This window comes from Cytobacillus sp. FSL R5-0569 (assembly GCF_038007265.1).
Taxonomy (GTDB): Bacteria; Bacillota; Bacilli; order Bacillales; family Cytobacillaceae; genus Cytobacillus; species Cytobacillus kochii.
Window position 1 is genome coordinate 2,211,876 of record NZ_JBBOWW010000001.1, and the last position, 12,821, is coordinate 2,224,696.

The following is a 12,821-nucleotide window of genomic DNA, read 5'->3' on the forward strand; positions in this document are numbered from 1 at the left end:
ACAATAATGGAGGTGTTTCCAATGAAAAAGGTTCTTCTATTGACTTTATTTTTTGTATGTATTTTATTAAATGGCTGTAGTCAACAGACATCCAATGAAAGCGCTTCCGATGAAGTGTATGTGATGGATATAAATAATTGGCAGCCATCTACACATCACTATGCTTATAATGCGTGGGAGCCATGGAAAAAGATGGTGGAAGAAAAGACGAATGGAAGAGTTAAAGTCAATATTTATCATGGGAGTGCCTTAGGAAAGTCTAGCTCCGTTTACCAAGATATAAAAGGAGGGCTCTATGATGTGAGTCTTCTCGTAACGAACTATTTTTATGATACACCTTTTTTTCCTTATACAATCGGTAGTTTACCTTTTGCATTACAAGGACCTGTTGAGGCAAACAAGGTTTTAAGTAAATTCGAAGATCGATTTGCAGACAAAGGGTTAGATAATGTCATCCTTATGCCACCAACCTCAACAGATGCCTATGATTTATTTTCTACAACTCCTATTCACACAATGGAAGATTTACAGAATAAAAAAATGAGAATGAGCGGAAAAGGCGAAAATGCCTTTATTCAATCATTAGGAGGAACACCCGTATCGATCACATCTGAAGGCATATACGAAGGATTAGAAAAGGGGATGATTGATACCGCATTTTATACACCTATTGGCGGTGAAGCAGTAAGGTATTATGAACCTGCCCCTTATATTACACAAATGTCAGTACTCGTAAACCCACTCATTCCTGTAATGAATAAAAACTTCTATGATCAGCTCCCACCAGATTTACAAAAATTATTTACAGAAGAATTGAATCCTGCATTATCAGAAATGTTTACAAAGAGTTATGTTACAGAGTTAGCTGCTTCTAATGAGCAGCTAGAAAAAGCAGTTGAAAAAAGAGGTGAATATATTAAACTTTCAACAGAAGAAGACATTAAGTACCGTGAAGCAGGTAAAGGTGCTTGGGAGTTATGGATAGAAGATGCAAATAAACGTGGATTTGATGGAGATGAAATGGTAGAAGCTTTTTTTGAAATTCTCCGTGAAGAAGATTACCCTTTACCATTTGAAAATTAAAACAGTTAAGGTGGTGGAATGCATGAGAAAGCTTGAAGAGGTCATACACTTTTTAACTGCAATAACAAAATATATTGCGTTAGCAACGATGACACTGATGATGATATTTATTACCTTTGCTGTGTTTAGTCGGATGTTATTTTCACCTATTATTGGTGATATCGAAATTGTTCAGTTAGGTATGGTAGTGCTAATCATGTGTGGTTTGGCTTATACAGAACAAGTTAACGGACATATTACAATAGATATTATTACAAGCAGACTTTCATATAAGTGGCAACGCGTATTAGAGATATTTGGCGCATTTCTTACATTTATTATTACCATCCTCATTGCCTATATTTATCTTCATGTCGGGATCTTTCATCAACTAACAATGCCTATATCTACAACTCTTTTAGAAATTCCTTTTTACCCCTTTGATTATATCATTACAATCGGTTTTCTCATGTGGGGAGCTGAGGCTTTTCTAAGAATGCTCAAGCTCATCCTTTCATTAAATCATGAAAATATAGGAGGTGATGAACATGCCGGTTGAATGGTTTGGTGTTATCGTTATTTTGATCATGTTTGTTTTAATGTTTTTTAAAGTACCCATTGCAATCGCAATGGTCGTACCAGCTGTACTAGGAATCTTTTATTTGAAAGGTTGGACGGCATTAGCCACAGTTGTTGAAACAGTGACATGGGATCATAGTTTTAGTTATACGTTAAGCACTATCCCTATGTTTGTTCTAATGGGAGAACTATTATTTATCTGTGGAATTAGTACAGAGCTCTTTAATACTTTCAGACTTTGGCTTAGTAGATTAAGAGGTGGACTTGGGATGGCGACAATTGCATCTTCTGCTGTTTTTGCGGCCGCTTCAGGTTCAAGCCTAGCAAATACTGCCACAATGGGTGTCATTGCATCGAAGGAAATGCTAAAGGCTGGTTATAACAAATCATTAACCGGAGGAACGATTGTCGCAGGAGGAACATTGGGTGTGCTCATTCCACCGAGTACATTGTTTATTCTATATGGGATGATGACTGAACAATCTATCGGACAGCTTTTAGTTGCGGGCATTATACCGGGGATTATTCTTATCATTTTATATATGATCACCGTTTATGTAGTTGTATCTTTAAAGCCAGAATTAGCACCGATGATTCATACAGAGGTGAAATGGAAGGATCGTTTCATCGCATTGAAATCTACAATATGGATTATTTTGTTATTTGGCATTGTGATTGGGGGTATGTATATCGGATGGTTTAACCCAACTGAAGCAGCAGGGATTGGGGCATTCTTTACGTTTATTTTTGCATTAATCAGAAGGAAATTAACGATTCAGTCATTTGTTAAAGCATTATCTGCTACTTTAAAAACAACAGGATTTTTATTTGCCATAATTATTATGGCATTTATCTTAAATTACTTCTTAACAATTACAAGATTGCCTTTTCTATTAGCGGATATTTTCGAATCTATCTCAGTTCCCCCTTTTCTATTATTTGTGCTTATTATTCTTATGTACATTTTATTAGGAATGGTAATGGATGCTCTTGCTATGGTTGTTGTTACATTACCGATTATTCTACCGATCATTCTAGCGATGGATATGAATTTAATTTGGTTCGGTGTCATTATTGTTTTGGTGATGGAAATGGCAATGATCACACCTCCTGTTGGGATGAATTGTTTTGTGCTAAGAGGATCAGCCCCAGACCTTACTTTAGAACAAATTTTTAAAGGAGCAAGTTTATTTTTAATTCCCATTTTCCTATTAATTATTATTCTTTATCTTTTTCCTGATATTGCTCTGTTTCTACCTAAAAATATGTATTAAGAGGAAGGTGAAAATATGTTTACGAGTGACGACCTTAAACCAATGTTAGAACCAAACGCAGTAGCTATTATAGGAGCTAGTGGAGATAAAACGAAAATCAGCTATAAACCAATAGCGAATTTAAAAGAGGTAGGCTATCAAGGTGAAGTTTATCTTGTAAATCCAAAATATGAAGAGATATTAGGTTTTCCATGCTATCAGAAGATAGAAGAACTACCTGAATATATTGACTTAGCATTGATTTGTGTAGCTGCTAAAAGTGTATTATCTATTATTAAACAATTACATGCGAAGAAGGTAAAAAGTATTTTGATTTTTAGTTCTGGATTTACAGAAATAGGTGGAGAAGGAGCGAAGTTAGAGGAAGAGATAAGGGAGTATTCAAAAGGAAACCATTTGCCGATTTGCGGTCCAAATTCTCTCGGGTTATTTAACTTAAATAAGCAGATGATTGCTTCCTTTTCCAGTTTAAAAGCATGTGATGCTGCAGCGATGGCATTTGTTACACAAAGCGGAGCAATGGGTTCTTTAACTCATACATTAGCAACTGAAATGGGTATCGGATTTCAAGCTTTTGTATCTAGCGGAAATGAAAGCACGGTTGATTTCTTTGAGTATATTGATTATTTTGCTAAAAGTCCTGACATAAAAGTCATTGGTGGATATTTAGAGGGAGCAAGAAATATAACTAAAATGAATCGTGCAATAAAGGCTAGTCATGAAAATAATAAACCAATAGTATTAATGAAAGTTGGTACGTCAGTTATCGGGGCGGATGCGGCTAGTTCGCATACTGCATCATTAGCAGGTAATGCGAAGATTTATCAATCTTATTTTGCTGCAAACAATGTGGTTCTTGTTGATGATGAGGAAGAATTAATTGATACATTATCACTGTTTCATTATGCTAAAAATATCTCTAAAGACGGAGGGGCGGTTATCGTCACACAATCAGGTGGTGCAGGCATAATGATGGCTGACCAATGTGAACGTAAAGGAATGAAACTTGCCACTTTAAAAGCAGAAACGAAAGAGAGATTATCACAAACTCTTCCAGCTTTTGCTTCTATTAAAAACCCAGTTGATATGACGGCACAAGTGAATCAAAATCCTCAACAAATACTTGATACTCTATCTGTGCTAGTTGAAGCAATTGAAGTGCAAACCATCGTGCTTTATATTCAAATGACGGATCATTTATTTACACCTATTATCGACAAACTCAGTAAGTTGATTAAACAAGCTAATAAGCCCGTTGTTGTTTGTTGGTCTGGAATACAGGAAGAAACAAAAAAGGCAGTCTTTAAGGAAAAAAGTATTCCTTGGATTCCTACACCAACACGGACCATTAATGCCCTAGCACATGTCGTAAATTACTATACGGCAGAAAAGCAAGCTTACGATCAAACGAGAAAAGAAATTCGTAAGCATACACCCATGATCGTAAATGAAAAACTAAATGAATGGGAAGGAAAGCAACTATTACAATCGATTGGTATAAAAGTGCCTAAAGGTTCTTTTGTTCGTAATCAAGAAGGTCTGCATGAGCATAGTCTTCCTTTTCCTCTTGTCTTAAAAGGAGTTTCGAAGGAGATCACTCATAAATCAGACTATCAGTTGGTTCAAACAAACATCAACAGTCAACAAGAGTTACTGCAATTTTATGAAGGGATGATTAATAGGATAAAGCATCATCATATCGAACATCTTATCGAAGGGATCATGATTGAAGAAATGGCAGATGAGGGAATTGAGGTGATTATTGGAGCAATTGACGACCCTACATTTGGACCGACAATCATGTTTGGTATCGGTGGGGTATTTACGGAAGTGCTTGAGGATGTTGTTTTCTTGCCTGCACCAATTACAGAGAGCCAAGCGTTACAAATGATTGCTTCTATTAAGGCATTTCCACTTCTAAATGGAGTGAGGGGAAAACCTAAGTCAGATATAAAAGCATTGGCATTAACGATACAAACTTTATCCGAATTTTGTTTATCTCATCAAGGGGAATGGAGAGAAATGGAATTTAATCCGATCCTTGTCCATAAAGAAGGTAATGGTGTTACCGCGGTTGACGCCGTCATTGTTGGGAAAAAACAAGCAGAGATATATAGTTGATTCACTTACCCTTATTAATGAGACAAAGTGCAGAGACCTCATTAATAAGGGGGTTTATATACTTAAATCAAATAGGGCTTCTGTTCAGTTACAAACGATAAAAACTTCTGTATTCCTCCAGCAATTACGGTATCTTGATGGTAAACAAGGTGAGAGTGACGATACAAATGCAGGTTATCACTTATTGGAATGATTTGGAGCTTACCATTTTCAATCTCTTCTTGTACCGAAATACTTGGCAAGAAAGAAATCCCGAGATTGATCTCGATCATTTTTTTCGTTGCATTGATGTCGTTAAGCTCCATTCCTGTTTTCATATGGAAACCATAGGAAAAAAGCTTTTGTTCAATTTGTGCCCAGTAGTTTGACTCTTTCCCATAAACAATGAAGGTTTCATCAGCTAAGTCACTTAAATGAGGACTTGGAATATTTGTTAAACGATTGCTAGCTGAGGCAACGAGTACAATGGGATCTTGTCCAATATGATGGCTGACTAATTCTTCTTCTATAAACTCTTTTTGAGCGGAACGTGCAATGGCGAAATGCACTTCACGATGATAAAGCATATCGATCATTTTAGGTGTAAAAGCGGTATGTAGTATGATTTCAATTGTAGGATAGGAAATATGAAAGCTTTCTAAAATTTTTGGTAAGATCCAGTAACAAAATGAATCGGAAGTCACTAGAGAGAGGGAACCTTTATACCCTTCTTTATATTGAGTGAGTGATTTTTCGGCTTCTTTTACTAATGAAAGAATTTGTGTGGAATAGGGATAAAGAATCTTTCCGGCATCTGTTAAGTTACCTAATGATTTATTTTTACGATTGAATAATTGCAGCCCTAATTGGTCTTCTAAAGATTTGATTTGAGAGCTAACTGTTGGTTGTGAGATACATAGTTCCTCAGCAGCTTTAGAAAAGTTATTATGTTTATATACTGATAGAAATACTTCTAATTGTTTAATATCCATTCTATTAACGCTCCTCACATGTTTTCCTGCTCCCACTATTTTACCATATAGATATCAGATAATTTATATCATTCAAAAAAACAATCTTTATTTCATTGACAAAAAAATTTTTTGTATATAAAATTACTGAAAAAAGGATAATGAAGGGGTAGAAAAGATGGATGAGCATGTAAAGAAGGCGAAAAGAAAATATAATGTACCTGCAGTTGACAGTGCATTTAAAATCCTTACATTATTGAGTCGAAAAAAGTTTAGTAAAAGTAACTTAACTGAAATTGCAAATGCCTTATCATTAACCCCAACCACATGTTACCGCATACTGCAAAAGTTAGAAGAGCTATCCGTTGTACGTTATGATCAAAGCTCTAAAAGATATAGTCTTGGCCCCTATTTAGTTGTTTTAGGAGAAAGAGCGAAAGAGAATATTCTAGATTTATCTGTTATAATGCCGTACTTGGAAAGATTAACAGAAGAAACTGGATTAACGAGTTTCCTAGTCAATCGAATTGGTGAGAAAAAATCGACCATTATTGCTAAGGTAGAAGCAGAACAATTTGGTATAAATGTATCAGTAGGTAGACATTTCTCAATTGTAGATGGGGCTTATGGTAAGTGTTTGTTAGCTAATCTAAGGCGAGAAGAAGCAAAACGTTTAATTGATTATAATGATGGTCTTCGTCCTTTAACGGAAAAAGAAATGAAAGAATTATTAGCAGAGTTAGAAATGATAAAAATAAAGGGATTTGCCATTTCACATGGAGAATATATTGATGGTTTAATTGGCATTGCTGCACCAATTTTTAATAATACAAATACAGTGGAGATGTCCATTTCTTTAGTCGGCTTAACCAGTCAGTTGCAAGGAGCGGAAGCGGAAAGAATTGGTGAACTAATAAAGGGAATTGCGAATGAAATTACAATTAAATTAGGCGGAGAACGCCCATTAGTCTAATTAGAAAAGACATTATTATTCAATCAGAAAATAGGGAGTAATAATGTCTTTTTTGCTGAGAATAATCGAATATAGTTAAATAATCTTAATTTTCTAATTTTTTATTGACAAAAAATTTTTTAATATATAAAATCTTAATTAATATCATATTTTTGAAATGGAGGTAGTTTCATGGATTTAAAGAATAAAGTAGCGATAGTTACTGGCGCTGGGAAGGGAATTGGTAGAGAGATTAGTCTTTTATTAGCTCAACATGGCGCCCAAATAGTCGTTGGTGACTTGAATGTAGAGGCATGTGAATCTGTCGTGAATGAAATTGAAAAGGTTGGATCAAGGGGATTAGCAGTTAAAGTAGATGTTGCCAAAAAAGAAAGTGTTGACGAGCTTTTCTCTAAGACAATTAGTCATTTTGGTGATATAGATGTGCTTGTTAATAATGCAGGAATTACACGTGATGCAATGCTTCATAAAATGACAGAAGAGCAATTTGACCAAGTGATTCAAGTACATATGAAAGGGACATTCTTATGTATGCAAGCTGCTGCACTTCATATGAGAAAACAAGAAAAGGGAAAGATTGTTAATATCTCATCCATTGCCGGTAAGGTTGGTAATATGGGGCAAGTGAATTATGCTGGCGCTAAGGCTGGAATTGTTGGCATGACGAAAGCTGCAGCAAAAGAATTAGCTAAATTCCAGGTCAATGTGAACGCCATTCAACCTGGTTTTATTGAAACAGATATGACCAAAGCCATTCCTGACAAGTTAAAGGAGTTGAAAATAGCAGAAATACCGATGCAGAAAGTAGGTCAACCTCTTGATATCGCTAAAGCTGTCGTTTTCTTAAGCTCTAATTATGCTGACTATATCACTGGGAACGTAATTGAAGTAACTGGTGGCAGATATATGTAAGCGATTGCAAAATATGAAAAATATATCGATTCATTTTTAATCTCTCTTCTAAAATCTACAAAATGATCTAACAACATCCTCAACCAAGATACATCCTGAAATACTCGCTGTTAACTTCTTTGTAAAAGACCAAACCCAATAAAAAATATATTTCTACCAATCTATTAGGTATTACTGCTTTCATAAGGATTTCTACAAATAAATGCATATGGAGGGTTATCATGTCAATTAAAAACGCTGCTGCCATTGTCGGAGTAGGTGATATTGAGCTTGAGGAAGGAAAAGTAAAAGACGGTTTATCTGTCTTGCAAATTCAAGCAATCGCAGCAAAACGAGCACTAGATGATGCAGGTTTAACAAAGTCTGATGTAGATGGTCTGTTTGTTGCTGGTCTATGGGGAGTACCTGGTGTTGGTACATTTCCTTCTGTTGTAATGGGGGAATATTTAGGGATTGAGCCGAACTATACAGATTCTACACAGATAGGCGGTTCTTCATTTGAAGCTCATATTGGCCATGCTGCAGCTGCCATTCAAGCAGGGCTTTGTGAAGTAGCATTAATTTTATATGGAAGTACACAGAAGTCAGAGAGGTCGCGATCTTTAGCAGGAAGACCACCTACGTTTACTGCACAATATGAAACACCTTTTGGCTTACCTTCACCAGCTGGTGCTTACGCGATGGCGGCACATCGTCATATGCATCAATACGGAACAACGAATGAAGACCTAGCAGAAATAGCAGTGGCAACAAGAAAGTGGGCTCAATTAAATCCATATGCGACAAAAAGGGATACGATATCCATTGAGGATGTGCTGCAATCGCCAATGATTACTGATCCTCTTCATATACTAGATTGCTGTCTTGTAACAGATGGAGCAGGGGCAGTAGTGCTTGTATCACCCGAACGGGCGAAGGATTGTCGGAAAAAACCGGTCTGGATCCTTGGCCAAGGTGAGGCACATAGTCATTGGTCTATTCAAGCGATGCCTGACTTAACCATGACATCTGCTGCGCAATCAGGTAAACGAGCGTTTGAGATGGCTGGAGTTGGCCATGATGACATTGATTTCGTTGAAATCTATGACTCTTTCACGATTACGGTGTTGCTCACATTAGAATCTTTAGGCTTTTGTAAACGTGGTGAAGGTGGCGATTTTGTGAAAAATCAACGTACAGCTCCAGGCGGTGATTTTCCGATGAATACGAACGGCGGGGGCCTTTCATATGCACATCCAGGTATGTACGGGATTTTTTTAATTATTGAAGCGGTTAGGCAACTAAGAGGTGAGTGTGGAGAGAGACAAGTGAAAGAAGCAAAAATAGGACTTGTAAATGGAACAGGGGGAACACTTTCCTCAACATCAGTCGTCATTTTAGGGAGGGACTAAACAGATGGATAAGATAATGAAGCCATTACCAATTATTGATAATGATTCGAAGTTTTTTTGGGAAGGGTGTGAGAAAGGAAAATTATTCATACAACAATGTCAAAGTTGCTCTTTGCATATCTTTTACCCACGTATTCTATGTCCTCACTGTGGAGAGGAAAACGTTACTTGGGTAGAAGCAAGCGGAGAGGGGACGATTTATTCTTATACAATTGCGCGAAGGGCTGGTGGACCTGCGTTTAAAGAAGATTTGCCGTATTGTGTTGCCCTCATCGATCTAAAAGAAGGGGTTAGGATGATGACGAACATTATTGATACGGATATGGAAGCAATTCATTGCGATCAACAAGTAAAAGTCGTCTTTCAAAAAGTCGGAGAGATGACGCTACCCATGTTTACGCCTGTATAACTTTGTTTTCATTGGCCATATCTGGATGGGAGGTTATTACATGAATAAAGGGAATAAAATGCTTCCATTAGTACTGCTGCTATTACTATGTTTTCTTTTAGCTGGATGTAACTCTGCTCCTCAAGCTTCGTTGCTCGCAGATGAATCGGGCCTAGCTGAGCAAATGACGTGGAGTGTATATGATGTAGGCTCTGGTGGTTATGCAGAAATGTCGGCTATTGCGAATGTGTTGACAGAAAAATATGATACAAAGGTGAGAATGCTTCCATCTGCAAGTGGTGTTGGAAGAATGGTGCCTTTAAGGCGTGAAATTGCTTCTGTAGGTAAAGTTGGAGATGAAATTCAACTGGCATTCGAAGGAAAGGAAGAATTCACTTCAAAAAAATGGGGACCGCAAAATGTTCGAGCTTATTGGGCACCCATTAGTCAATTCGGATTTGCTGTAAGAGAAAACTCAGATATACAAACTCTCAAAGATCTAAGGGGAAAGAAAATTCCAATAATAGCTGGAAACACTTCCGTCAATTTAAAAAATGAAGCAATGCTTGCTTTCGCCGGCTTAACTTGGAATGATGTGGAGCCAGTAAAAATCACTTCCTATTCAGGACAAGGAGAAGCACTTATCCAAGGGCAAATTGATGTTGCCGGTATTAATCCGACTGCATCTACAATGTTTGAAGCCCATAGTAAAGGTGGGATTCGTTGGTTAGAAATGGATAAAGATGACAACGGGGGATGGGGAAGAGTAGAGGAAGTGGCTGCGTGGTTATTTCCTATTAATACAAAACAAGGAGCAGGTATGGAAACAGGTATGGATGTTATGGGACATGGCTATTTAATTGGTGGATACGCAGATCAAAGTGAAGAGGCAATCTATCAGTTTATTAAATCGTTAAATGATTCTTTCCATTTATATGGCGATGCCCTACCTAATTTAGCTCTATATAGTAAGGATGAAGTCTTAACAGAGCCAAAAGGGATTCCGTTTCATGAGGGCACAATTCGTTTCTTTAAAGAAGAAGGCTTATGGAGTGAAGAAAAACAACAAAAAAATGATCAATTAATAGAACGGTACGAAGCGTTAAATGAAGTATGGGAAAAAACGGTTGCCTTCGCTGAAAAAGAAGAATTAACAGATGAGGAATTTGAAGCGCTCTGGTTACGGGAACGGGAATCTGTAAATTAAAAATGAGAGAATCATAACCATCCATTCTGATAAATGTGAGGTGAGGTTAGTCTATGGTGCAATCACGTTTAAACACTTTTTGGAAAACGATTATTATTAGCTCCACTTTAATAGGCATTTTCTTATCTGTAAACATGTTATTCTATCTTGAATTATTTGGCATAAATCCGATTCAAAATGCTTACATGATTTTATTATTAGCCTGTTTTCTCCCTTGTGCCTATCTTATGTTTCCCGCAAAGAAAACGGATCTTTCGATTAAATGGTATGATATCGCCTGTTTTTTATTATCCATGATCATTGCTATAGCCATTGGTTTGAATGGTGAACGAATTATTATTGAGGGATGGGATTGGGAGGCTCCAGTTTTACCGACAATTGCAAGTATTCTTCTATGGGGGTTAATTATTGAAGCTTTAAGAAGAGCAGCTGGTCTTGTTTTAGCGATGATCTGTCTAGTAATCTCACTGTATCCCCTTATTGCTGGAATTATACCGATAGAATTGCTCCAAGGACAGTCTTATGATTTTCTTACCTTAGCGAGAAATCACATCATGAGTTCTAATAGCGTGTTTGGTATTGCTTATACAACGATTGGGAATTTATTACTAGGATTTTTAGTATTTGGTGTAGTCATTACGAAAACTGGTGGTGGTGACTTTTTCTTCAACCTCGCTCTTTCTATCTTTGGCAGAACGAGGGGTGGCTCTGCGAAGGTTGCCGTTGTAGGGAGTGCATTTTTTGGCATGTTGAGTGGTAGTGCCGTTTCAAATGCAGTGACAATAGGTGCAATGACCATACCGGCAATGAAGAAAACAGGCTATAAACCCCATTATGCAGCAGCTATTGAAGCGACAGCGTCTACAGGTGGTACCATTACGCCACCGATTATGGGTTCGGCAGCCTTTATCATGGCCTCTTTTTTAGCGGTCCCTTATTATGAAATCGCTTTAGCAGCTGCAGTCCCAGCATTTCTTTATTATCTTGGCTTATTTATTCAAATTGATGGGTATGCTGCCAAAAATGGATTGAAAGGGATGGCTGCTAAGGAAATACCATCATTCTGGAAAACGTTAAAAGAGGGTTGGTATTATATTTTTTCAATCGTAGTCATGATTTTCTTCTTAGCAGTACTAAACTCAGAAGGGCAAGCCCCTTATTATGCAAGTGCTGTATTGTTACTCATTGCCATGATAAAGAAATCAACGAGGATGTCAGCTAAAGATCTAGCAAATATGGTCGTGAATATAGGAAAGGTCTTAACTGATATCGTTGTTATTATTGCTGGGGTAGGCTTTATTGTTGGTGCGTTGTCTGCTACAGGTGTATCGTTTTCATTTTCTCGTGAATTAGTGGCTGCTGCTGGAGATAATACTTTCTTAATCCTAATTGGTGGAGCACTTACCTGCTTTATTTTAGGGATGGGTATGACTGTATCCGCTGTATATGTATTTTTAGCAGTTATTATGGCACCGGCACTTGTTGCTGTTGGTGTGGATCCAATAGCAGCACATTTATACGTTGTTTATTGGGCAACTGTCTCCTATATTACGCCACCAGTAGCATTAGCTGCCTTTTCGACAGCAAGTATAGCAGGAGCAAGTCCGATGAAAACAGCTTTTCAATCTGTCCAGTTAGGATCCGTCAAGTTTATCGTCCCTTTCTTCATGATTTATAATCCTTCCATATTAATTGGTCGCGGAGATCCGTGGGATACGGTCCTTAGTATAGTTGTTGCCGTCATAGGAATTGCTTGCATTTCCTTTTCATTAGAAGGATATCTTGTGGGAGCTGGTACTTTAGCCATAGTAGAGCGAATCATTTTATTTATCGCAGGATTGATGATGTTTGTCCCAATGTGGCCGTTTATTATCGGTGGTATCGTGATTGCATTATGTCTTTATTTACTTAAATGGCGAAGAAAAAGAAGTAATTATAATCAAGGCAATGAACTGGAGGTATAA

At 37.2% G+C, this 12,821-nt stretch carries 11 protein-coding genes; 10 read left to right on the forward strand and 1 reads right to left on the reverse strand.

Going from position 1 to position 12,821, the window contains the following annotated elements; genetic code table 11:
- The first annotated feature begins 21 nt into the window (after nt 1-21).
- Genes MKX78_RS11520 through MKX78_RS11535 form a run of 4 tightly spaced genes read left to right on the forward strand, consistent with a single transcriptional unit; the run spans nt 22 to nt 5,036 of the window.
- The gene (locus tag MKX78_RS11520) at nt 22-1,083 is read left to right on the forward strand and encodes a TRAP transporter substrate-binding protein (protein ID WP_233435258.1); all 1,062 of its coding nucleotides are present in this window, start codon (nt 22-24) and stop codon (nt 1,081-1,083) included.
- A gap of 22 nt (nt 1,084-1,105) precedes the next feature.
- Nucleotides 1,106-1,621 carry a TRAP transporter small permease gene (locus tag MKX78_RS11525; RefSeq protein WP_095373365.1) on the forward strand — a complete coding sequence of 172 codons (516 nt, stop codon included), beginning with the start codon at nt 1,106-1,108 and terminating at the stop codon, nt 1,619-1,621.
- On the forward strand, nt 1,611-2,915 hold the full coding sequence (locus tag MKX78_RS11530; protein WP_307314110.1) for a TRAP transporter large permease: 1,305 nt from the start codon (nt 1,611-1,613) through the stop codon (nt 2,913-2,915). The genes MKX78_RS11525 and MKX78_RS11530 overlap by 11 nt, the downstream gene beginning before the upstream one ends.
- A 15-nt stretch (nt 2,916-2,930) precedes the next feature.
- Nucleotides 2,931-5,036, forward strand: a complete 2,106-nt coding sequence (locus tag MKX78_RS11535) for an acetate--CoA ligase family protein (protein ID WP_341050979.1) — start codon at nt 2,931-2,933, stop codon at nt 5,034-5,036.
- A gap of 62 nt (nt 5,037-5,098) precedes the next feature.
- Here MKX78_RS11535 and MKX78_RS11540 read toward each other — a convergent pair whose 3' ends face one another.
- Complete coding sequence (locus MKX78_RS11540) at nt 5,099-6,007, reverse strand: LysR family transcriptional regulator (protein WP_307314105.1); 909 nt, start codon at nt 6,005-6,007, stop codon at nt 5,099-5,101.
- A 157-nt stretch (nt 6,008-6,164) separates the two neighbouring features.
- Here MKX78_RS11540 and MKX78_RS11545 point away from each other — a divergent pair, with 157 nt between their 5' ends.
- The 6 genes from MKX78_RS11545 (at nt 6,165) to MKX78_RS11570 (ending at nt 12,821) form a co-directional block, all read left to right on the forward strand.
- Nucleotides 6,165-6,959 (forward strand): IclR family transcriptional regulator, encoded by a 795-nt coding sequence (locus MKX78_RS11545; RefSeq protein ID WP_095373361.1) that lies wholly within the window; start codon nt 6,165-6,167, stop codon nt 6,957-6,959.
- A gap of 171 nt (nt 6,960-7,130) precedes the next feature.
- Nucleotides 7,131-7,871, forward strand: a complete 741-nt coding sequence (fabG, locus tag MKX78_RS11550; protein WP_095373360.1) for a 3-oxoacyl-ACP reductase FabG — start codon at nt 7,131-7,133, stop codon at nt 7,869-7,871.
- A 221-nt stretch (nt 7,872-8,092) separates the two neighbouring features.
- Nucleotides 8,093-9,262, forward strand: a complete 1,170-nt coding sequence (locus MKX78_RS11555; protein WP_095373359.1) for an acetyl-CoA acetyltransferase — start codon at nt 8,093-8,095, stop codon at nt 9,260-9,262.
- A gap of 4 nt (nt 9,263-9,266) precedes the next feature.
- Nucleotides 9,267-9,671 (forward strand): Zn-ribbon domain-containing OB-fold protein, encoded by a 405-nt coding sequence (locus tag MKX78_RS11560; protein ID WP_095373358.1) that lies wholly within the window; start codon nt 9,267-9,269, stop codon nt 9,669-9,671.
- Between the two features lie 40 nt (nt 9,672-9,711).
- A complete protein-coding gene (locus tag MKX78_RS11565) occupies nt 9,712-10,857 on the forward strand; it encodes a TAXI family TRAP transporter solute-binding subunit (RefSeq protein WP_307314098.1) in 1,146 nt (381 codons plus the stop codon).
- Between the two features lie 53 nt (nt 10,858-10,910).
- The gene (locus tag MKX78_RS11570) at nt 10,911-12,821 is read left to right on the forward strand and encodes a TRAP transporter permease (protein WP_341050984.1); all 1,911 of its coding nucleotides are present in this window, start codon (nt 10,911-10,913) and stop codon (nt 12,819-12,821) included.